This is a genomic window from Cyanobium sp. Lug-B, assembly GCF_024345635.1.
Classification (GTDB): Bacteria; Cyanobacteriota; Cyanobacteriia; order PCC-6307; family Cyanobiaceae; genus Cyanobium; species Cyanobium minutissimum.
The window spans coordinates 21520-43333 of sequence record NZ_JAGQBM010000012.1; the positions used below are offsets into that span (position 1 = coordinate 21520).

The window sequence follows — 21814 nt, forward strand, 5'->3', positions numbered from 1 at the left end:
TCGCGCTCAGGCGGCCGGTGGCTGCAGCGAGGCGGCGTAGGCGGGATCCTCAGTGCCGAACACCCGATCCCAGAAAGTGAAGTAGAGCCCGAAATGGTGGCCGTGGCGGCGGTGGTGCACGGAATGGTGGGCGGGGCCGATCAGCCAGCGCCCCAGCCAGTGGTGGGGGAAGTGGAGCGGCAGCACCTCCAGGCCCAGATGGTTGACCACGGCCCACACCGTCATCGTGGTGAGCACCGCCAGCAGGGTGGCGAAATGCAGGGGAATCAGCAGCACGATGGCGACCAGGAACACGGCCTGAACAACGGCTTCCAGGGGGTCAAAGGCGAAGGAGGTCCAGGGTGTGGGCTGCCGTGATCGGTGGTGTCCCCGGTGAAACCAGGGGAACAGTTTCGGCTGGTGAAACAGACGGTGGGTGGCGTAGAAATAGGCGTCCTGCAGCACCAGGACGGCCAGGTAACTGAGTGGCAGGGTCCACCAGCTTTCGGCATGGATCTGGCCATGCAGACGGGTCAGTCCCTGCTCCTGCAACGTCATCACCAGGGCAGTGGCCAGGGAGAAGATGGCGGCGGAGATGACGGACAGCTGGATGTCATTGAGAACCGACACCCTGGCCTCCTGTCGTTGATACAGAAGCCAGTGGGCAAAGCCGGCCATGGCGAGATAGCGCGCCAGAATGATGGCGAAAAACGTGAACACATAGAACCAGAAGGAATGATGCTGCACGTATAGCTTCGCGATGCCTTGATCCTGAGGCTACTGGCAGTTTCGCTGGCGCGATACGGCGGATATCCCTATGCCGTGACGCGCTGCAGCGGATCTAGGCAGCGAGATTGCGGAAGCGGGTGAACTGGGGCTCGAACAGGAGCTTCACGGTGCCGACGGGGCCGTTGCGGTGCTTGGTGACGATCACTTCGGTGATGCCGCGGTCGGCGGTTTCCGGGTTGTAGTACTCGTCGCGGTAGATCATCAGCACCAGATCGGCGTCCTGCTCGATCGAACCCGATTCCCGCAGGTCGCTGAGCATGGGGCGCTTGTTGGTGCGGGACTCGACACCGCGGCTGAGCTGGGAGAGGGCGATCACGGGCACGTGCAGTTCGCGGGCCATGCCCTTGAGGCCCCGGGTGATGCGGGAGAGTTCCTGCACCCGGTTGTCCGGGGTGCTGCCCTCCATCAGCTGCAGGTAATCGATCACGATCAGGCCCAGTTCCTTGCCGGTCTCGGCCATCAGGCGCCGGCAGAGGGAGCGCATTTCGAGCACACCGGAGTTGGGCTTGTCGTCGATGAACAGGGGCAGCTGGCCGAGGCTGTTGATGCCCTGGCCGAGCAGGGGCCATTCTTCCTGCTGCAGGCGGCCGGTGCGCAGGCGGCCGCTCTCGATGCCCACCTCCATCGACAGCAGGCGGTAGGTGAGCTGTTCCTTGCTCATCTCCAGGCTGAACACGCAGACCGGCAGCTGGTGCAGCTGGGCCACGTTCTTGGCGATGTTGAGCACGATCGAGGTCTTGCCCATGGCGGGCCGTCCGGCGACGATGATCAGATCGCTGCGCTGCAGGCCCTGGGTGATGGCGTCGAGGTCGTAGAAGTTGACCGGGATGCCGGCGACGGCGGTGCCGAGGGAGCGGCTCTCGATCTCGTTGAAGGTGCTGGTGAGGATCTCGGCGGTGGGGGTGAGGCCGGCGGTGGGTTTCTCCTGGCTGATGGCGAAGATCTTCTGCTCGGCCTCATCGAGCACCTGCTCCATCGGCAGGCTCTGGTCGAAGCCGAGCCGGATCACCTCGTTGGCGGAGCGGATCAGCTGGCGCCGCAGGTGCTTGTCCATCACCAGCCGTGCCACCTGGTCGATGGAGGCGGTGGAGAGGGTGCGCTCCACCAGCTCCACCAGCCGGGCACTGCCGCCCACCTTCTCCAGCTGGCCGGTGTCGGCGAGCCAGGCGGCCATGGCCGTGAGGTCGGTGGGCTTGCCCTGGCTGTGCAGCATCAGGGCGGTGCGGTAGATCTCGCGGTGGGCGCCGAGGTAGAAAGCCTCCGGCCGCAGCACGTCCGCGACCCGGCCGATGGCGTCGGGGTCGAGGAGGATGCCGCCGAGCACCGATTCCTCCGCCTCCAGGTTCTGGGGCGGAACCGAATCGGGCAGGGCCTCAAAGCCGGCCTGCTCGTCGCGCCTGGACGCCGGCCTCGGGCCGTCGGGCCGGGGTGGGTCGGAACCAGCCAGGGGCACGCTCACCATGGACGGGACTCCAGAACGCGACGGACCGGAGGAAATGCCGGATCGATCGGGATCGGGCGCCGGTGAGGACGATCACTCTGGCGCCCGGGGCGTAAAAGTTCGGTTCGCGGCTGGCCGATCAGTAGCTGACCACTTCCAGGTTGACGTCGGCGACGACCTCGGGGTGGAGCTTGACCTGCACCTTGTAGGAGCCGGTGCGGTGGATCTCGGGAACGGTGATGACGCGGCGATCCACTTCCTTCTTGGTGGCCGCTTCGATGGCCTCGGCCACATCACCGTTGGTGACGGTGCCGAACAGGACATCGTCGCCGCCGGTCTGCTTCTTGACGGTGAAGCGGCCGATGGTGTCGAGGGCGGTGCGGAAGGCGATCGCCTCGGCCTTCAGGGCCGCCTGGCGCTCCGCCTCCTTGGCCCGGCGGTGCTCCACCTGACGCAGCACCGCGGCGGTGACGGCCAGGGCCTTGCCGGTGGGAAGGAGGTAGTTACGGGCGTAACCGGGCGCGACATCCACCAGGTCCCCGTCTTTGCCCAGGGAAAGGATGTCCTCGCTCAGGACCACCTGCACACGCTTCTTGACCATGACAACGCCCCGGCTGAGCCATCTGAAATCCGATCGGCAAGCCTACGACATGGCCCTGGTGGGGGCTGCGGCCCGGGGCAGGCGGACCTGGGTGGCCAGGCCCAGGGCGCGCATCAGGCGGATGTGCTGCCAGGTGAGGTCGAACTGGCGGGGGCCGAAGCCATGGCGGGCCGAATGGGGATAGGCGTGGTGGTTGTTGTGCCAGCCCTCACCGAAGGTCAGCGCCGCCACCCAGGGGTTGTTCTTCGACTTGTCGCCGCTGTCGTGGACGGCCTCGCCCCACATGTGGGTGGCCGAATTCACCAGCCAGGTGCACTGGTAGACGAGGACCAGGCGCAGGGGGATGCCCCACAGCACCAGGGCCCAGCCGCCGGCGCCGGTGACGGTGCCGATCCAGAACAGCAGCAGGCCCAGGGGCACCTGGAGCAGCAGGAAGCCCTTGTTCAGCCAGCGGTAGTAGGGGTCGGCGGCCAGGTCGCCGGTGAGCCGGGGCACGGCGGCCATGGCGGGAATCTCCTCAAACATCCAGGCCATGTGGGACCACCAGAAGCCCTTGTTGCTGTCGTGGTGATCCGCTTCCGTATCGGAGAACTTGTGGTGGTGGCGGTGCAGGCCCACCCAGTCGATGGGGCCGTGCTGGCAGCTGAGGGCGCCGCAGGTGGCGAAGAAACGCTCCAGCCACTGGGGCACCCGGAAGGAGCGGTGGCTGAGCAGGCGGTGGTAGCCGATCGTCACCCCCAGGCAGGCGGTGACCCAGTACATCACCAGCAGGGCAGCCACGGCCTCCAGGCTCCAGAAGCGGGGCAGCAGGGCCACCACCGCCAGGATGTGGATCAGCACCATGAAGCCGATCGTGCCCCAGCGGGTGCCCTTGGGGGAGACGCCGCGGGGCTCGCCGCGGCGCGGATCGTGCAGGGCCCGCGCCCGGACCAGGGCATCGGCCCCCTGGTTGATGGTGGCGGGACGGCGGGTGTGGCGGGCCCTGGTGCCGGCATCACGGCGGTTGCCGGATGGGGCGCCTGGCTGGATGCCGGGGCGGGAGAGGGGGGTGACGGCCATGAAGGACCGGGCTCCTGTTGAGTGATTACAATGGTAGCAATACGAATCCTGATCGAGTGGGATATCGAGACGAACTCGTATCTGGCCGCGTCGCCTTCGCCCACCTGATCCGCGTCTGGCATGAGCGCAACGGCTGGTCCCACCGGGTTCTGCCGATGCTGGCCGAGGCCCTCGACCTGGGTCGGGTGCACAACTCCCAGCTCTCGATGCTGCGCAACGGCAAGCTCGCCTCCCCGGGCCCTGAGGTGTTCCTGGCCCTGGGCAGCGTCAACCTGTGGCTCGATGCCCAGGCCCCCGGGGGCCGGCTGGAGCCGCTCCCGGCCCGCACCCTGCTGGCGGCCAACCCTGAACTGTTCGAAGCCCTCAGCAGCTCGGCCCTGCCGGTGCGCGACGAGCAGCAGCGGGTGCTGGGGCCCGGGGCCCTGCTCGAGGTGTTCGTGGGCTTCCGCCAGCCGCCGGCCAGCTTCGATCTGCGCATCAGCGAGGCGGAGGCCGCGGGGCTCAGTGCCGCCCTGGCCCAGCTGCTCACCGCCGGCCGGCCCTGGCGCGACTGCCGCGACCGGCTGATGGCGGCCTATCCGGTGGCCAAGCGCCAGCGGCGGGAGCGCTTCGCCGAGGTGATCGCCGGCCAGCGCGACTACACGGCGGTGGAACTCGACGCCGAGCTGCCCGAGCTGCGGCGCACCCTGGCGGCCCTGGGGGCGGCGGGGGAGGAGGAGCTGGGCCCGGACCGCTTCCTGGAGCTGCTGCGGCAGCGGGCCCGGCGCCTGCAGGGGGACGGCTCCCACCAGGCCCCGGACGACCTGGCGGCCGCCATCCGCCGCGAGATCGGCACGGCGATCCCGGCGGTGGTGGAACCGGCCGAGCTCTGAGTCAGGCGCCGGCGCCCGCGTCGGCACGCCGGCCGAAGCCCGGGGCGATGCGCACCTTCCTGGCCAGGCCGAGGGCCCGCAGGGCGCGGATGTGCTGCCAGGTGATGTCGAACTCGAACCAGCGCAGTCCGTGGCGGGCCGAGTGGGGGTAGGCGTGGTGGTTGTTGTGCCAGCCCTCGCCGAAGGTCAGCAGGGCCACCCACCAGCAGTTGCGGGAGCGGTCCGGGCAGTCGAAATTGCGGTAGCCGAAGGCGTGGGTGGCGGAGTTCACCAGCCAGGTGACGTGATACACGAGCACCAGGCGCAGGGGGATGCCCCAGAGCACCAGCCCCAGGCCGCCGCCATGGACGCCCGCGGCGTTGCCATACCAGTACAGGGCGGCCCCAAGGGGCAGCTGCAGCAGCAGGAACCAGCGGTCCAGCCAGCGGTAGAAGGGGTCCTTCTCCATGTCGCCTGTGAAGCGGTGGATCTCGGTGAGGGCCGGGATCCTGTGCAGCATCCACTCGCTGTGGGCCCACCAGAGGCCGCGGGCGGCGTCGTGGTGGTCGTTGGGCTGGTCGGAGAAGAGGTGGTGGTGCCGGTGCAGGCCCACCCATTCGATCGGTCCGCTCTGGCAGGCCAGGGTGCCCATCAGCACCAGCAGCCGCTCCACCCAGCGGGGCGCCTCGAAGCCCCGGTGCGCCACCAGCCGGTGCAGCCCCAGGGTCACCCCCAGCACCGTGGCCCAGTAGAGGACCGCCAGCACGATCACCCCCTGGAGGCTCCAGAAGCGCGGCAGCAGGGCGAAGACGGCGCCCACATGGATGGCCAGCATGAAGCCGGTGGTGCCCGTCTTGAATTTGCGCTGGTTGGCCGGCAGGGGCGGCCGGGGTCCCTCCATGGCCGCCAGCAGCTGGGCCTTCTTGCGGGAATGGCTGGTGTCCTGCAGGGGCACCCGCACGGTCCGGGCGCTCTGGCCTGATCGGGAGGCTTCGGAACGTGCGACCAAGCGGTTCTCCGGTGGAAGGGCGGGGGGGCTCTGGGGCTCGGCTTCCCATCCTCACCCACGGCGACGATGGCAGAGTGACCCCTGCTGGTCCCAGGGCTTTGGAGCAGGTCTGTCCCGGCCCCACCGGCCCCACTGACACGGCGCACCCGGCCGACACCGTCGCCGCCGCCCTTGAGCGGCTGGCCCCGGTCGCCGCCCGCCGCACCGCCGCCGTACGGCCCCGCCTGGCGCGGGTGCTGGACGCCTTCGCCGCCGAACGCCTCGGCGTGCATCACTTCGCCTCGGTCAGCGGCTACGGCCACGGCGACCTGGGCCGGGAGGTGCTGGACCGGGTCTTCGCCCGGGTGCTGCAGGCCGAGGCCGCCGCCGTGCGGCTCCAGTTCGTCAGCGGCACCCACGCCATCACCGCCGCCCTGTTCGGGGTGCTGCGGCCCGGGGACCGGCTGCTGGCCCTCACCGGCCGTCCCTACGACACCCTTGAGGAGGTGATCGGCCTGCGGGGCACGGGCCAGGGGTCCCTCGCCGAGTTCGGCATCACCTACGACGAGCTGCCCCTCGGCGCCGATGGCGAGGTGGACGAGGCGGGCCTGGAGGACGCCCTGGCCCCCGAGACCCGGATGGTGCTGATCCAGCGCAGCTGCGGTTACAGCTGGCGCCCCTCCCTGCCTGTGGCCACGATCGGGCGCCTCTGTGAGCGGGTCAGGGCGCTGCGGCCGGACTGTGTCTGCTTCGTCGACAACTGCTACGGGGAGCTGGTGCAGGAGCTGGAACCCACCGCCGTGGGGGCCGACCTGATCGCCGGCTCCCTGATCAAGAACCTCGGCGGCACCATCGCCCCGACGGGGGGCTACGTGGCCGGCCGCCGCGACCTGGTGGACATGGCCTGCTGCCGGCTCACCGCCCCGGGCATCGGCAGCGAGGGCGGCACCGGTTTCGACCAGTACCGCCTGCTGTTCCAGGGGCTGTTCCTGGCCCCCCAGATGGTGGCCGAGGCCCTGATCGGGGCCGATCTGGTGGCCGAGGTGTTCGCCGGTCTGGGCTATGCGGTGAACCCCGCAGCCGGCGCCGAGCGCAGCGATGTGATCCAGGCGGTCCGGCTCGGCCATGCCGAGCGGCTGATCGCCGTCTGCCGGGCGTTCCAGCGCAGCTCACCGGTGGGGGCCTACCTCGATCCGGTGCCGGCCCCCATGCCCGGCTATGCCACCGATCTGGTGATGGCGGGCGGCACCTTCATCGACGGCAGCACCAGCGAGTTCTCCGCCGACGCGCCGCTGCGGGAACCCTGGGTGCTCTACGCCCAGGGCGGCACCCACCACGGCCATGTGGCCCTGGCCCTCGAGCGGGCCCTGGCGGCCCTGGCGTCCCTTGATGACATCGGGAAGGCCCCGGACTGCGCCGCTCGGTCAGACTGATGGCCGCTTCTCCGCATCGCACCGGCCTTGGCGCACTCCTTCCCCGACGACTGCCGCTATTCCGAGAGCCACGAATACGTGCGTCCGGAGGGTGATCTGGTGCGGCTCGGGATCAGTTCCTTCGCCGTCGACCAGCTGGGGGACATCGTCTTCGTCGAGCTGCCGGCGGTGGGGGCCGCCCTGGCGCGCGGCACGAGCTTCGGCAGCGTCGAGTCGGTCAAGGCGGTGGAGGATCTGATGGCTCCGGTGAGCGGCACCGTGGAGGCCCGCAACGAGGCCGTCCTGGCCAGCCCCGAGGAGCTCCAGAACGATCCCTACGGGGAGGGCTGGCTGCTGCTGGTGCGCCTGGGGGCCCCCGCTGAGCTCGACGACCTGATGGATGCCGGCACCTACGGGGCCAAGGTGCAGGCGGGCTGATTGTCCTTAGGATCCCGCCACCTCCACCCCGAACGCCCGTGTCCGCCTCCTTCCTGGTCCGGCATCTGGGTCCGGATCCCGAGGATCAGCAGCGGATGCTGGCGGAGCTCGGCCTCGGGTCCCTCGATCAGCTGGCGGCCGAGGTCGTTCCCGCCGACATCCTGCTGACGGCGGAGGAGGCCGAGGTCGGCCTGCCGCTGCCCTGCCCGGAGGCCCAGGCCCTGAAGGAGCTGGGGGCGCTGGCCTCCCGCAACCAGGTGCTGCGCAGCCTGATCGGCCTCGGCTACCACGGCACGGCGACGCCGGCCCTGATCCAGCGCCACGTGCTGGAAAACCCCTGCTGGTACACCGCCTACACCCCCTACCAGGCGGAGATCGCCCAGGGGCGGCTGGAGGCCCTCCTCAACTTCCAGACCCTGGTCAGCGAGCTGACCGGGCTGCCGATCGCCAACGCCTCCCTGCTGGATGAGGCCACCGCCGCCGCCGAGGCGATGGCGATGGCGACGGCGGTCACGACCCGCCCCAGCGCCCGCCGCTTCCTGGTCGACCACGCCGTCCTGCCCCAGACCCTGGCCGTGCTCCACACCCGGGCCGAACCCCTGGGGATCGTCATCGAGACGTTCGACGCCGAAGCTGCCGCCAGCGGCCCCGATGGGGTGCTGGGCGAGGACGTGTTCGGCCTGCTGCTGCAGCTGCCCGGGGTCGAGGGGCGGCTCTGGGATCCCGCCGCGCTGCTGGCGGCGGCCCGCTCCCTCGGGGTGATCAGCACGGTGGCCGTGGACCCCCTGGCCCAGACCCTGCTGGCCCCCGTGGGTGAGCTGGGCGCCGACATCGCCGTCGGCAGCCTGCAGCGCTACGGCGTGCCGATGGGCTTCGGGGGGCCCCACGCCGCCTTCTTCGCCACCCGGGAGGACTTCAAGCGCCAGATCCCCGGTCGCCTGGTGGGCCAGTCGAAGGATGCGGAGGGGAACCCGGCCCTGCGGCTGGCCCTCCAGACCCGGGAGCAGCACATCCGGCGCGACAAGGCCACCAGCAACATCTGCACCGCCCAGGTGCTGCTCGCCGTAATGGCGAGCTTCTATGCGGTCCACCACGGCCCCGAAGGCCTCGAGGCCATCGCCCGCCGCCTGCCGGTCCTGCGCCAGGGTCTGGTGCTCGGCCTGGACGCCCTGGGCCTGCCGGCCGATCCGGGGCCCGCCTTCGACACCGTGGTGGTGCGCACCGCCGCGGCCCCCGCCCTGCGCCAGCGGGCCGTGGCCGCCGGCTTCAACCTCCGCTGCGGGGTCCGGGGCGATGACGGCGCGGCCGCCCTGGCCATCAGCCTCGATGAACTCTCCACGCCCGAGGAGCTGGCCGCCCTGCTGGCCGCTCTGGCGCCGGATGCCGCCGCCGCCGCCGCGGCCCAGGCGGCCCTGCGGGCCGGCCTGTCCACCCTGGAGGCCCGGCCCCTGGCGGAGCTGCTCGAGGGGGTGCCCCTTCGCCAGCGCCCCTGGCTGCGCCAGGAGGTGTTCCACCGCTATCGCAGCGAGACCGAACTGTTGCGCTACATCCAGCGCCTGGTGAGCAAGGACCTGTCGCTGGTCCACGGCATGATCCCCCTGGGCAGCTGCACGATGAAGCTCAACGCCGCGGCCGAGCTGGCCCCGGTGAGCTGGCCGGCCTTCGGCCAGATCCATCCCTTCGCCCCCGCCGACCAGACCGCCGGCTACGCCGCCCTGGTGGCGGATCTGGAAGCCTGGCTGGGGGCGATCACCGGGTTTGCGGGGGTGTCCCTGCAGCCGAATGCCGGCTCCCAGGGCGAGTACGCCGGTCTGATGGTGATCCGGGCCTGGCACCGCAGCCGGGGCGAGGGCCATCGCCAGGTGTGCCTGATCCCCACCAGCGCCCACGGCACCAATCCGGCCAGCGCCGTGATGGCGGGCATGCGGGTGGTGGCGGTGGCCTGCGATGCCCAGGGCAACATCGACATCGCTGACCTGGAGGCCAAGGCCGCCGCCCACGCCGCCGACCTGGCGGCCCTGATGGTCACCTACCCCTCCACCCACGGGGTGTTCGAGACCGGCATCCGCCGCATCTGCCAGGTGGTCCATGACCACGGCGGCCAGGTGTACCTGGACGGCGCCAACCTCAACGCCCAGGTGGGCCTCTGCAAGCCCGGCCTCTACGGCGCCGACGTCTGCCACCTCAACCTGCACAAGACCTTCTGCATCCCCCACGGCGGCGGCGGCCCCGGGGTGGGTCCGATCGGGGTGGCGGCCCACCTGGTGCCGTTCCTGCCCTCCCACCCCCTGGCCGTCGCCGCGGGCGACCGGGCCATCGGTCCGGTGTCGGCGGCCCCCCTGGGCAGTGCCGGCATCCTGCCGATCAGCTGGATGTACATCCGCATGATGGGGGGCTCGGGCCTGCGCACCGCCAGCCAGGTGGCCCTGCTGGCGGCCAACCTGATCGCCGAGCGTCTCGAGCCCCACTTCCCGGTGCTCTACCGGGGCCGGGGCGGCCGGGTGGCCCACGAGTGCATCCTCGACCTGCGGCCCCTCAAGCGCAGCTGCGGCCTGGAGGTGGACGATCTGGCCAAGCGGCTGATGGACTACGGCTTCCATGCCCCCACCGTCAGCTGGCCCGTGGCCGGCACGGTGATGGTGGAGCCCACCGAGAGCGAGTCGCTGCCGGAGATCGACCGCTTCTGCGCGGCCATGGAGGGGATCCGCCGTGAGGCCTGGGCCATCGAGACCGGCGCCGCCGACCCCCTCGACAACCCGCTCAAACAGGCGCCCCACACCCTGGCGGCGGTCACCGCCGACGACTGGGATCGGGCCTACAGCCGCAGCGAGGCGGCCTTCCCCGCCGGGGAGAGTCAGCGGCAGGCCAAGTTCTGGCCGGCCGTCGCCCGCATCGACAACGCCTTCGGTGATCGGAACCTCGTCTGCACCTGCCCGAGCGTCGAGGAAGTGGCAATCCCGGAACTGGCCGCCTGAGTGTTCCGGCGGTACCTTTTCTCCCCGGGATGGCGCATCATTGCTGTGCCATCCCCACACGGCGATGGCAACCGCCTTTCATTGTCATGGGGTTCATGAACGGCAACGACAGTTCAGGCGGTGAGCCGGGCACGGGGATCCTTTCCCCGGATCTGCCGGAGGCCAGCCAGCGGGTGGACGGCACCAATGTGGTGCGGGTGCCCTTCGGGGTGCGCCGGGCCCGGCGCCGCCGCCCGGAGCGGCCCGACCACTGGGCCACCCTCGTGCTTCCCTTCCAGGCGGGCGGCGGCGGATCGCCCACGCCGCCCCACGCGGCCTAGGCCGGCGCCTCAGTAGGCGGCGCCGCTGCGGCGCTGGTGCACGGCCGTCGTGGCGGCCGCATCCAGCAGGTCGCCGCTGAGGGCCTCGGCGTACAGCAGCCAGTGGTCGCCGCATTCCATCCGCTGGCTCACCCGGGCCTCCAGCCAGGCCAGCGCCTCCGGCAGCAGGGGCTGGCCGCCGGGACTGGTCTCCAGCTCCAGCCCCGCCAGCCGGTCGGCCCCGGGGGGAAAGGGCTGCAGAAACCGCTTCATCGGGCCGCTCTCGCGCCCTGACGCCAGCACGTTGAGCGAGAAGGCGTCGCCCACGTGCAGCAGGCTCTCGATCGCCCGGTCCTTGGCCACGGCCACGGTGAAGCCGGGGGGGCTGAAGCTGGCCTGGCTCACCCAGCTGGCCACCATGGCCCCTCCGATGGCGTCGGCGCCGTCCCCCTTGCGGGCCAGCACCACGCACAGGGATCCCACCACCCGGCCCAGGGCCTGGATCGCCGGGTTGGTGCGACTCTCGCTGAGGCCACCGATGCTGCTGCGCCGCTGGGCCTGGCGGTGCTGCTGGCGCAGGCGCCGGCCCAGGGCGGTGCCCGTTTCCTCCAGGGTCCGCAGGGTGGTCAGATCCGGACTGAACTTCACCCGGATCGGCTCGAAGGCGAACTGGAAGCCGCCGTCGCGGAGCTTGGCTTCGAGCAGGTCGATGGCTTCGCCGCTCCAGCCGAAGCTGCCGAACACCCCCACCGGCTTGGCCCGGTCGCCTTCGGCCAGCACGGTGCCGAGGGCCGAGACGATCGGCGTGGGGGCATGGCCGCCGAGGGTGGGGGAGCCGATCAGCAGGGCGTCGCAGGAGTGGATGGCCTCCAGCAGCTGCTCGGCGGGCGCGAATTCACAGTTGATGCTCTCCACCCGCACGCCGCTGCGCGCCACCCCCTGGGAGAGGGCGTCGGCGATGGCGGCGGTGTTGCCGTAGGCGCTCGCGTACAGCAGCGCCACCGACAGGCTGGCCTTCTCCTGGCTCTCCCCCCAGCGGCGGTAGTCGGCCAGCAGGCTGCGCCAGCTCTGGGCGATGGCCGGCCCGTGGCCCGGCGCGATCGTGCGGATCGGCAGTTCGTCCAGCCGGTCGACCACCGTCTCCACCTGGCGGGCCATCGGCGCCATCAGGCAGTCGAAGTAGTAGCGGCGGTCCTCCTCGGTGCTGCTGCGGTTCGCCTCGGCGAAGTCCTCGGTGCAGAGGTGGGCGGCGAAGAACTTGCCGCTCATCAGCAGCCCCGTGGTGGCCTCGAAGGCGATCAGGCCGCCGGGCCAGCGGGGGGTGGGGGTGGGCAGCAGGGTCAGGACATGGCCGTCGGCGAGGGTGCGGCTCGTCTCCTGCTTGACCACCTCGATCGTCGGCAGGGGCACGGCGTCGGCGGGGGCGGCGGCCTCACCCCCCGGGCCGGGCCGCTGCTGCTCCCAGAGTTCGGCGAGCACCTGGGCGCCCGGGTTGGAGGCCACCAGCACCGTGGCCGGCCAGCCCGTCGCCAGCTGCTTCAGCAGGGCGACCCGGTTGGGGTTGACGTGGCCCACCACCACCTTGAGGGGGGCGTCGGCCGGCACCAGCAGGGCCAGTTGCTCCAGGAAGGGGGCGGCGAAGGAGGCCCCCGGCGGGTGCACCAGCACCGGGGCCCCGCCGGAGGCGCCCTGCTGGAAGAGGAAGCTGTTGGCGGTGGTGCCCCGCTCGAGGCCGTACTCGACTTCGAAGCGCAGGCGCCTAGGGCTGAGGCCGCGCAAGCAGAGCAGGCCGGGTTCCACCGGCAGGGTGATGACGCGCCGATCGGACGCGGATGGGGAGGTGGTCATCAGTAGTGGTTGCCCACCTTGCGGTGATGCACCGCCGTGGCGGCGGTGGTGTCGGCCACGTTCCCTTCTTCCACCACCGCGTAGATGATCCAGTGATCCGGGCCCTCCATGCGCTGGGTCACCCGGCAGCCGAGGTAGGCCAGGGCATCCCCGAGGACGGGACCGCCGGCGGCCACGCCCTCAAGCACGTTCACGCCGGCGAAGCGGTCGGCCCCCGGCGGGAAGCGGCGCAGGAAGTGGCGCAGCAGCGGCTGGTGGTTGTCCTCCCGCAGGACGTTGAGCACGAAGCGGTCGTCCACCTGCATCAGGGCCTCGATGGCCCGGTCCTTGGCGACCGCCACGGTGAGCCCCGGCGGATCGAAGCTCGCCTGGCTGACCCAGCTGGCCACCATGGCGCCGCTGCGGCTGCCGGCTTCGTCGTCCTGGCGGGCCGTGACGATGTACAGGCCGCCGCTGAGGCGCCCCAGGGCCTTGTCCAGGTCGCCGTCGATGGCCTTCATGGCGGCGATGGTCTTCTCCTTGGTGAGCAGCTGGCCCAGGTCGGTGCCGGCCTCCTCGCAGCGCTGGTAGTCGGCGCCGCCGGGGACCTGGCGGATGCGCAGGGGCTCGAACGCCCATTTCTGCCCCAGGTTGCGCAGCTGGCCGGCCAGGGTGTCGATCGGTTCGTCGTTGCCGCCGAAGGCGTCGTAGCAGCCCACCCACTGCTTGGGCTGGAGGGCGGCCAGCAGGGTGCCGATGGCCGTCTGCAGCTCGGCATCGGGGGCGGCGGGCCAGGTGGGAACCACCACGGCGCTGGCCTCACCGATCAGGGCGGCGAGCTCCTGGGGATCGGTGGCGCGCAGGTCGACGAGCTGCACCTGGCCGGAGGCCTTGCCCACCCCCCGGGCGATGGCCTGGCTGAGACGGTCGCAGAAGCCGTACTGGCTCAGATAGCAGACGGCCGCGTAGGCCTCGCCGGCGCTGCGCTGGCCGCTCCAGTCGCGGTAGTCGCCCAGCCAGAGGGGCAGGTGCTCCCGCAGCAGGGGGCCGTGGCCGACGGCGATCGTGGTGATCTCCGGCAGCCCGTCCATGCGTTTGAGCGCCTGCAGCACGCTGCGGGCGTTGGGGGCCATCAGGCAGTCGTAGTAGAAGCGGAAGTCCGGGGCGATGGCGCCGGGGTCGACATCGAACAGGTCGTCGGAGCAGTAGTGGAGGCCGAAGGCATCGCAGGTGTAGAGGATGCCGGTGCCGTGGTCGAAGGAGAAGATCGTGTCGGGCCAGTGCAGGTTGGGGGCACTGAGGAAGCTGAAGCGATGCCCCACGCCGCTCTCGGGATGGACGCCCAGGTCGAGCTCGTCGCCGCTCTTCACGGCCCGGCTGCGGAACGGCCGGTGCACCTGGTCCTGGAGGAACTGGATCGCCACCTTGGAGCCGACGATCTCGATGTCCGGGTGGCGGTCGATCAGATCACCGATCAGGCCGGAATGGTCCGGTTCGGTGTGGGAGACGATCAGATGATCGATCGCCGTGGGGTCGATCAGACCCTCCAGCAGGGGTAACCAGGTGTCGCGAAACTTGGCGTGGCTGGTGTCCACCAGGGCGGTGCGCTCGCCCCGCACCATGAAGGCGTTGTAGGTGGTGCCGTTGCGCAGGCCGAACTCGATGTCGAAGCGGCTGCGGTCCCAGTCGAGGGAGCGGATCGCCGTGGTGTCGGCCGCGATCGGCTCGCACTGCAGGCTGAGCCGGGAGGGCGCGGCCTCCGGCCCAGCCTGCAGGGTGGTCGGGGCGCTGGCGGTGCTGCTGCTCATGGGGTCAGACTCCTTCCGCAGACGTGTGACTGTAGGCAGGGCAGAAGGCTTTTCGGTCTGTTAGACCAACCGCGGGTATCCCGCAGAACCCTGGAACAATGGTCAGGAATAGTCCGCGGACGAGAGGATAAATGGCCACCGGAGACCTGGAACGGTTTCGGGAGGCCTTTCGACGCCTGGAGAAGCGCCTGGAGGAAGCCTCCCGCTCCGACCGTTTCAAGCCTCCGACGGGTCTGGCCACGGCCCGCCTCCATTTCGCCTCGCGGCAACCCTCCGAAGGGGTGTTCGCCGAGGTGCTGGATCTGAGCGCCGATGGCCTGAAGATCGCCATCGAGGCCGGCCACCAGCCGACCGTGGGCCATCCCTGCAACGTGGTGGTGGGGGATGGCGAAGGAGAGACCTACGACCTGAGGGGCACGATCCGGTGGATCGAGGCCACCAGCTACATCTCGGTGATCGGCCTCTCCCTCGACTCCGCGGAGCGCCTCGAGGACTGAGGGCCTCGGGGCTCAGTCGGCCACTTTCACGCTGACGGTGGTCAGGGACTGGGCCTTGGGCGCCGTCACCGTCAGCAGGCCATCGCGGTAGTGGGCTTCGAGGGCGTCCCGCTGGATGCCGCCGGGGAAGCGGAAGCTGCGGCTCCAGGTGCCGTAGCGGAACTCACTGAGCAGCGGCGCCCGACGGCGGGCTTCCGCGGCCGGGGTTTCGCCGTTGCCGTCCTCGGGGCTGGCGGCGGCGGTGGCGGCCGACGGCTGGCAGCGGCGCTCGGCACTGATGATCAGGGAGCGGTCCGTGGCCTTGACGTCGATGGAGGCGCGGTCGACGCCGGGCAGCTCCAGGGCGATGGTGTAAGTGTCCTCGGTTTCGTGGATCTCGGCGGCGGGAACACGCTCGGCCGTCTGCAGCTGTTGCTCCAGCCGGTCGAAGAGATCGAAGGGGGAGGGATGAAGCGTGCGCATGGTTGGTGCTTCCGAAGGGAGCGACGGGGATGGTCGGGTGAGGAACCACCCGCCCGATCAATGTGCCCGCCTTGCCCGGGGACATCGAGGGGGAGAACCGACGGCCCAGGTTCGGTCCCCCGGACCGGGTTCGGCCCCTACGCCAGCGGGGGCGGAGAACCGGAACGGGGGGGCTCCAGCCACCACCAGCGGCCGAAGGCGGCCGCCTGGCCGCAGGGCCGGCCGCCGGACTCCCGCAGGGTCCACAGCCGGGCGTTCTCGATGCGGAAGCGGCGCCCGCCGCTGTCGATGCGGATGCCCCCGTAGCCCTCGAGCGCCTGGCAGCGGCGGGCCCGCTCCAGGGCCAGGGCCCGGCTCTGCCGTTCGGCCGGCTCCGCCGTGAGCCGCGAGGGCAGGCCCACCATCGCGCCCCAGGAGCGGCGCCACAGCACCAGGGCGGCCCGGTTGGCGTAGATCAGCCGGGGATCGGCGCCGCCGTCATGGGCCAGGACGACGGTGGCGGCCACGAACAGTTCCTGGGCCGCCTGCAGCGGCGAGCGCTCGACCGCGACGCCCGCGAGCAGGGGCCGGCCGAACGCCAGCCGGTGGCCTTCGAGGAGCCGGCCGGCGGTGGCGATGGCGTCCTGGCTCAGCCAGGGGGGTGGTTTAGGGCTCGGCATCCGCCCCGGTGGCCATGGCCCGCAGCATCGCCTGCTGGGCCATGGCCGTTCCGTGGTCCTTGAGTCGGTCGAGGAAGAGCCGGTTGGCCTCCGGGAAGCGCGGTTCCTCCGCCAGGGGCAGGGGGCCGGCGCCATCGAGGCCCGATTCCCCCTCCATGGCCGGGGTGATCACCACCAGATCGGGGTCGAGCGGGGCGCCGTAGCGCCACCAGCGGGCCGGGTCGGCGATGGCGGGGTGGATCGGGTGGGGGGCGTGCTCCAGGGGGGCCGCCACCCCCTCCCGGCGGCGCTTGGCCAGGTCGCCCAGCAGCTGGCTGCGGGTGCGGCCCCGCAGCTGGAAGAGCACGAAGGGGTCCTCGCTGAAGCGGTCCCCCATCAGGTAGTAGACGGCGCTGATGTGCTTGCAGGGGTTGGCCTTGTCGGGGCAGCTGCACTCGCTGCGCACCTCCTGGAGCTTGAAGGGGAACAGGCGCTTGCCGCTGGCGGCGAAGGCCCGCTCGATGTCGGCGGGCATGATCCCCGCCAGCAGCTGGGCCGACCAGCGGGCCTTCTGGCTCAGGGCCTCCAGCACATAGCCCCAGTCCTCGTCGTTGAGCACGTCGAGCCAGAGCTTCACCTTGTAGGGATCAGGGTCGGTGCCCTGCACGCGGGCGTGGACCCGGCGCCCCTCGAAGCGGATCGAGACGACATTGCCCTCCCGGGCGTAGGTCCAGGCGCGCTCCAGGCGCTTCTTGAACCGGTAGGAGTGGATCAGCTCCATCCACTGCTCCACCCACCAGGGCTGCTGCCCCAGGCCCTGCTGGCCCAGCTGGGTGGTGATGGCGCCGGAGGCGCCGGGGAAGGAGCTGGTCATGCCGCCGGCCTCACGTCGCCCATCCTGACGCCTGCCGGACCCACTGGCCTAGGTTGTCCCGACGCAGGGCGTGGAGTCCTTGAATCGCATCACGTTCGGCGCCGGCGACGGTTTTCACAGTCTTCTGAGGGCAAGGGTTCACGACCACTTCGAGACCACCGGGCAGGAACGGCGCGATTCGCTGGCCATGGTGCTCAAATCGGTGGTCATCCTGGCCTGGTTCGCCCTCACCTACGGCCTGCTGGTCTTCCGGGCCGACGGCGGCCCGGTGGCGATCCTGCTGTCGGCCGTTCTGGGCCTGGCGATCGCCGCCATCGGTTTCAACATCCAGCACGACGGGGGCCACGGGGCCTACTCCCGCCATCGCTGGATCAACAGGGCCGCCGCCATGACCCTGGATCTGCTCGGCGGCAGTTCCCTGATCTGGGCCCACAAGCACAACGGGCTGCATCACACCTTCACCAACATCGCCGGCCACGATGACGACATCAACCTCGGCCTGATCGGCCGGCTCTCCCCCCATCAGCCCCACCGCTGGTGGCACCGCTGGCAGCACCTCTATCTCTGGCCTCTCTACGGAATGCTGCCCATCAAGTGGCAGTTCTTCGATGACTTCGCCGATCTGGCCGCCCGCGGCCGCGGTGACCACTCCCTGCCCCGCCTGGGCCCCGCCGACTGGCTGGTGTTCCTGGCCGGCAAGGCCATCTTCTTCTCCCTGGCGTTCGCCATCCCCCTGCAGTTCCACCCCATCGGTGCGGTGATCGCCTGCTACGTGGTGACGGCAATGGTGCAGGGCCTCGTGCTCAGCGTGGTGTTTCAGCTGGCCCACTGCGTGGAGGAGGCCGATTTCCCCATGGCCGACCCCACCAGCCCGGCCATGGGTCCCTGGGCCGGCCATCAGCTGGCCACCACCGTGGATTTCAGCCGCTCGAACGGCCTGCTGACCTGGCTGCTGGGCGGCCTCAACTTCCAGGTGGAGCATCACCTGTTCCCCCAGATCTGCCACGTGCACTACCCGCAGATCTCCGCCATCGTCGAGCAGACCTGCCGCGACTGCCAGGTCCCCTTCCGCACCCACCCGTCCTTCCTGGCCGGTGTGGCCTCCCACTACCGCTGGCTGCGCCGCATGGGCCAGCCCCCCGCGCCGGCCGCCCTGCCCCTGCTGCTGCCCGTGATCGGGGAGACGGCGGAGCTCGCCCAGCCTGGCGACGTGAGCCTCGCCCGCCGCTGAGGCCACGCTCGGCCCAGCCCGTTCAGCTCTCCTCCAGGGCCACCAGATCCCGCAGCTGGCCCACCTCCAGGCCACCGAGCCACTCCTCACCGCTGCCGACGATGTCGGCGGCCAGCCTGGATTTCTCCTCGATCATCCGATCGATCTTCTCCTCCACCGAGCCGCTGGTGATGAACTTGTGCACCAGCACGCGGCTGGTCTGGCCGATCCGGTAGGCCCGGTCGGTGGCCTGGTTCTCCACGGCGGGGTTCCACCAGCGGTCGATGTGGAACACGTGGCTGGCCCGGGTGAGGTTGAGGCCCACACCCCCGGCCTTGAGCGAGAGCAGGAACAGCTGGGGGCCGCGGGGATCCTCCTGGAAGCGGTCCACCATCGCCTGCCGGTCGGTCTTGCTGCTGCCGCCGTGCAGGAAGGGCACGTCCTGGCGCCAGCGCTGCTCCAGGTAGACCTTGAGCAGGTGGCCCCATTCGGCGAACTGGGTGAACAGCAGGGCCCGGTCGCCCGCCTCGATCACCTCCTCGAGGATCTCCTCCAGCCGCAGCAGCTTGGCGCTGCGGCCGGCGAAGCCGTTGTCGACCGCGCTCTCCTTGAGGGCCAGGGCCGGATGGTTGCAGATCTGCTTGAGCCGGGTGAGCAGGGCCAGCACCTGGCCGTGACGCTGGCCCAGGGGGGCGCGGGCGATGGCCTCGAGGCTCTCGTCGACGGTCTTGCGGTAGAGCTTCGTCTGCTCCGCCGACAGGCCCACCCATTCGCGCAGCTCCACCTTCTCCGGCAGGTCGGAGATGATCGAGCGGTCGGTCTTGAGGCGCCGCAGGATGAACGGCCCGACCCGGGCCTTGAGATCCCGCAGGGAACTCATGTCGCCGTAGCGCTCGATCGGCAGCCGGTAGCGCTGGCGGAAGAAGCCCTCCTCCCCCAGCACCCGCGGATTGAGGAAGTCCATCAGCGCCCACAGCTCGCTCACCCGGTTCTCGACGGGGGTGCCGGTGAGGGCGATGCGGAAGCGGCCCTGCTTGCCGGGACGCGCCAGGTCGCGGGCCGCCTGGCTCTGCTTGGCCGCCGGGTTCTTGATCGCCTGGGCCTCGTCGATCACCACGCCCTGCCAGTCGATGCTCTCCAGCAGCTCGCTGTCGCGCTGCAGCAGCCCGTAGCTGGTGAGCACCAGATCCACCCCGTCGAGGGCCTTGGCCAGCTTGTCGGGGGTGGACGGCCTGCGGGGACCGTAGTGCTCCCGCACCTCCAGATCCGGCGTGAAGGCCGCCGCCTCCCGCTTCCAGTTGGTGAGCACCGAGGTGGGGGCCACCAGCAGGACGGGGCGCTTCAGCTCCTGCTCCACCTTGAGGTGCTGCAGGAAGGCCAGCAGCTGGACCGTCTTGCCCAGGCCCATGTCGTCCGCCAGGCAGGCCCCCTGGTCGAAGCGGTGCAGGAAGGCCAGCCAGCCCAGGCCCCGCTCCTGGTAGGGCCGCAGCTGGCCGGCGAAGCCCTCCGGCGCCGGCAGGGGATCGGGGGCCTTCTGCTGGTGGTACTGCTCCAGGACGGCGTGTAGCCGGGGCTTGGCGGTGAACTGATGCACCGGCAGCCGCATCAGGGTGTCGCCGTCGCTCGCTGTGAGCCGCAGGGCATCGTCGAGGCTGAGGTTGGGTCCGGCGGCGCAGAAGCGCTCGGCGTTCCTGAGATCGCTGGGCCGCAGCTCGATCCAGGCCCCCTTGTGCTGCACCAGAGGACTGCGCTTGGCGGAGAGGCGCTGCAGGTCCTTGAGGGTGAGCGTCACCCCGCCGATCATCAGTTCCCATTTCCACTCGAGGCTTTCCCCCAGGGAGAAGCCGCGGGAACGCTCGGGCAGCTCGGCCTCGATGGAGAGGCCCAGCCGGCTGGCCAGTCCGCCGCTGAGGCTGGCCGGCAGCACCACCCCCACCCCCACGTCGCGCAACTGGACGGCGGCGGTGCGCACCAGCACGAAGGCCTCCGCCGGGGTGAGCTGCATCGTTTCCGGCGCCGCCGCATCGAGGCCCCGCCCGATCGGTTCGAACACCTGCAGAGCCCGGCCCATCCCCTCCAGCAGCAGCTGGCCCGGCTCGGCCACCTCCACTTCCCCCAGTTGGAGCCGGCCGTCGCCCGCATTCCAGACCGTGCGGGCCGGCACCCGCAGGCTGGGATCGGCCTCCGCCTGCAGGGAGAAGCGCAGCTCCCAGAGCTCCTCGCCCTCTTCGGGGGTGAACAGTTCCAGGCAGGCGCGGGCGGGGGCGACGCGCCCCGCCACCGCCTCGCGCCAGTGGTGGGTGGCCACCGCCAGCCGCTCCCGCTCCTCCTCGTCCAGTTCCAGCCGGCCGGGGCCGGGGCCGAGGGCCTTCTGCCAGGCCACCAGCAGGGGATCGAGTCCGTCGGTGGGGGGTCGGAAGCCGGCGCGCAGCTGGCCGTCGAGCAGGGCCTCCAGCAGGCTGGCCACCCGCAGCCGGCCGCTGCCGGGTCGGCGGCAGGCCAGACCCCCCTCCCCAGGGGCTCCGGGGGCCATGGCGCAGGTGGCCACCTGGGGCAGCCGGATGGCCAGTTCCTCCAGCCGGCGCCGGTCCCCTTCCCGGTTCAGCAGGGGCAGCCAGCGGGCCCGCTCCTCCTCCACCTGGGGCAGCCAGCGGCCGCGGGCGATCAGGCTCAGGGCCCAGCGCTGCAGATGGCTCCACCAGCGCAGATCGTCGGCCAGGCCGGGATCGTCGCCGGAGAGGGGCAGGCCGGCCAGCCATTCGCCCGCCCCCGCCGGATCGAGGGCCAGACCCTCCACCCGCCAGGGCCACCACTGCACCTCCTTCGGGATCGGTTCGCCCGCCTGCAGCGGCAGACCGCTCCAGGCCGCCAGACCCTCGCTGGCTGCCTTGCGGCGGCCCCGGGCCCCCTGGCTGCGGCTGGGCAGGGTGAGCTGGGCCTCCGCCGGCCGGAAGGCCTCCGACCAGAGGCCATGGTCATCCAGCCAGGCGCCCAGATCGTCGACGCTGAGCGAGAGGGGATGGTCGGGAACGGTGCGCAGCGGCGCCACCGGCGTCGCGACCCTCCAGGTGTCGGCCCAGAGCAGCAGCCGGCCCCCGGGCCCTTCCGGCGGAAACAGCCAGGTGGCATGGAGCAGGCTCATGGCCGCAGGGCCGGCAGGAGGCGCTGGGCGGCCTGCAGCAGCAGGGCGCTGCCGATCAGGGGCAGCCAGAGCGGCAGCCAGCCGCGCAGCAGCTCGAGGATCCCGCTGATCGCCCCACTGGCCAGGGGCTGGTGCAGCAGGGAATGGATCGCCGGAACTGGCAGGGCCAGGGGGGTGACCGCAACGGGCCCACCGAGGCTGCGGATGCCGCAGACCGCCCCCACCAGGCCGGCGGCCAGATGGTCGTCATCCGGATCGACACGCTGGAGGTGGAAGGCCAGCAGGCCGTAGAAGAAGCCGCAGCCCGCCGATCGCAGCCCGCTCTCCAGGCCGGCCGGCAGGCCGATCAGGGCGGCGGCGAGTCCGCCCAGCAGCGCCCACGACAGGGACTGCAGCCGCAGACGGGCACGGGAATCGTCGGACGCCTGGGTCAACGGCAAGGCCATGGCGATGGCCCGATCATGCCTGGCCACCGGCAGGCTTACATTATTCATTGGTGCTGCCCCACCCAGCAGGGCAACCAG

The 21814-nt window shown here is 71.1% G+C and carries 19 protein-coding genes; 7 read left to right on the plus strand and 12 right to left on the minus strand.

The features are described from left to right. Positions 1–6: 6 nt before the first annotated feature. The 4 genes from KBY81_RS04800 to KBY81_RS04815 all read right to left on the minus strand — a co-directional run bounded on the left by KBY81_RS04800 (position 7) and on the right by KBY81_RS04815 (position 3869). Positions 7–726 (minus strand): sterol desaturase family protein, encoded by a 720-nt coding sequence (locus KBY81_RS04800; RefSeq protein WP_254975814.1) that lies wholly within the window; start codon positions 724–726, stop codon positions 7–9. Positions 727–820: 94 nt separating this feature from the next. After that, positions 821–2230 (minus strand): replicative DNA helicase, encoded by a 1410-nt coding sequence (dnaB, locus tag KBY81_RS04805; protein ID WP_106219481.1) that lies wholly within the window; start codon positions 2228–2230, stop codon positions 821–823. A gap of 118 nt (positions 2231–2348) precedes the next feature. Next, a complete protein-coding gene (rplI, locus tag KBY81_RS04810; RefSeq protein ID WP_106219480.1) occupies positions 2349–2810 on the minus strand; it encodes a 50S ribosomal protein L9 in 462 nt (153 codons plus the stop codon). A gap of 42 nt (positions 2811–2852) precedes the next feature. Beyond that, on the minus strand, positions 2853–3869 hold the full coding sequence (locus KBY81_RS04815; RefSeq protein WP_106219479.1) for a fatty acid desaturase: 1017 nt from the start codon (positions 3867–3869) through the stop codon (positions 2853–2855). A 56-nt stretch (positions 3870–3925) separates the two neighbouring features. Here KBY81_RS04815 and KBY81_RS04820 point away from each other — a divergent pair, with 56 nt between their 5' ends. After that, entirely contained in the window at positions 3926–4741 is an 816-nt protein-coding gene (locus tag KBY81_RS04820; protein WP_254975815.1) for a hypothetical protein, read from the plus strand. A 1-nt stretch (position 4742) separates the two neighbouring features. On the opposite strand, the gene KBY81_RS04825 is transcribed toward KBY81_RS04820, so the two are convergent. Continuing rightward, positions 4743–5621: a fatty acid desaturase gene (locus KBY81_RS04825; protein WP_219903841.1), complete on the minus strand. Its 879-nt coding sequence runs from the start codon at positions 5619–5621 to the stop codon at positions 4743–4745. Between the two features lie 206 nt (positions 5622–5827). Here KBY81_RS04825 and KBY81_RS04830 point away from each other — a divergent pair, with 206 nt between their 5' ends. The 4 genes from KBY81_RS04830 (at position 5828) to KBY81_RS04845 (ending at position 10853) form a co-directional block, all read left to right on the plus strand. Further along, a complete protein-coding gene (locus tag KBY81_RS04830; RefSeq protein WP_254975816.1) occupies positions 5828–7141 on the plus strand; it encodes a methionine gamma-lyase family protein in 1314 nt (437 codons plus the stop codon). A 27-nt stretch (positions 7142–7168) separates the two neighbouring features. Beyond that, positions 7169–7558 carry a glycine cleavage system protein GcvH gene (gene gcvH, locus KBY81_RS04835; RefSeq protein WP_106219475.1) on the plus strand — a complete coding sequence of 130 codons (390 nt, stop codon included), beginning with the start codon at positions 7169–7171 and terminating at the stop codon, positions 7556–7558. Positions 7559–7653: 95 nt separating this feature from the next. Beyond that, positions 7654–10533, plus strand: a complete 2880-nt coding sequence (gene gcvP, locus KBY81_RS04840; RefSeq protein ID WP_396103660.1) for an aminomethyl-transferring glycine dehydrogenase — start codon at positions 7654–7656, stop codon at positions 10531–10533. Between the two features lie 86 nt (positions 10534–10619). After that, complete coding sequence (locus KBY81_RS04845; protein ID WP_015110242.1) at positions 10620–10853, plus strand: hypothetical protein; 234 nt, start codon at positions 10620–10622, stop codon at positions 10851–10853. Between the two features lie 9 nt (positions 10854–10862). Here KBY81_RS04845 and KBY81_RS04850 read toward each other — a convergent pair whose 3' ends face one another. Beyond that, complete coding sequence (locus tag KBY81_RS04850; protein WP_254975818.1) at positions 10863–12680, minus strand: diflavin flavoprotein; 1818 nt, start codon at positions 12678–12680, stop codon at positions 10863–10865. Next, positions 12680–14467, minus strand: coding sequence for a diflavin flavoprotein (locus KBY81_RS04855; RefSeq protein WP_254975819.1), 1788 nt, complete (start codon positions 14465–14467; stop codon positions 12680–12682). Before KBY81_RS04855 ends, KBY81_RS04850 begins: the two co-directional genes overlap by 1 nt. 131 nt (positions 14468–14598) lie before the next feature. On the opposite strand from KBY81_RS04855, the gene KBY81_RS04860 reads away from it, so the two are divergent. Continuing rightward, on the plus strand, positions 14599–14964 hold the full coding sequence (locus KBY81_RS04860) for a PilZ domain-containing protein (protein ID WP_106219471.1): 366 nt from the start codon (positions 14599–14601) through the stop codon (positions 14962–14964). 12 nt (positions 14965–14976) lie between these two features. On the opposite strand, the gene KBY81_RS04865 is transcribed toward KBY81_RS04860, so the two are convergent. From KBY81_RS04865 to KBY81_RS04875, 3 genes are all read right to left on the minus strand, one after another. Beyond that, positions 14977–15426 (minus strand): Hsp20/alpha crystallin family protein, encoded by a 450-nt coding sequence (locus KBY81_RS04865; RefSeq protein ID WP_106219470.1) that lies wholly within the window; start codon positions 15424–15426, stop codon positions 14977–14979. 137 nt (positions 15427–15563) lie between these two features. Beyond that, complete coding sequence (locus KBY81_RS04870; protein ID WP_254975820.1) at positions 15564–16085, minus strand: MEKHLA domain-containing protein; 522 nt, start codon at positions 16083–16085, stop codon at positions 15564–15566. Next, a complete protein-coding gene (locus KBY81_RS04875; protein WP_254972196.1) occupies positions 16072–16938 on the minus strand; it encodes an SWIM zinc finger family protein in 867 nt (288 codons plus the stop codon). The genes KBY81_RS04870 and KBY81_RS04875 overlap by 14 nt, the downstream gene beginning before the upstream one ends. A gap of 70 nt (positions 16939–17008) precedes the next feature. Here KBY81_RS04875 and KBY81_RS04880 point away from each other — a divergent pair, with 70 nt between their 5' ends. Then, positions 17009–18169, plus strand: coding sequence for an acyl-CoA desaturase (locus KBY81_RS04880; RefSeq protein ID WP_254975821.1), 1161 nt, complete (start codon positions 17009–17011; stop codon positions 18167–18169). Positions 18170–18191: 22 nt separating this feature from the next. Here the strand turns inward: KBY81_RS04880 and KBY81_RS04885 are convergent, their stop codons facing one another. Then, the gene (locus KBY81_RS04885; protein WP_106219464.1) at positions 18192–21290 is read right to left on the minus strand and encodes a DEAD/DEAH box helicase; all 3099 of its coding nucleotides are present in this window, start codon (positions 21288–21290) and stop codon (positions 18192–18194) included. Beyond that, positions 21287–21736 (minus strand): hypothetical protein, encoded by a 450-nt coding sequence (locus KBY81_RS04890; RefSeq protein ID WP_106219463.1) that lies wholly within the window; start codon positions 21734–21736, stop codon positions 21287–21289. Before KBY81_RS04890 ends, KBY81_RS04885 begins: the two co-directional genes overlap by 4 nt. Positions 21737–21814: the final 78 nt, after the last annotated feature.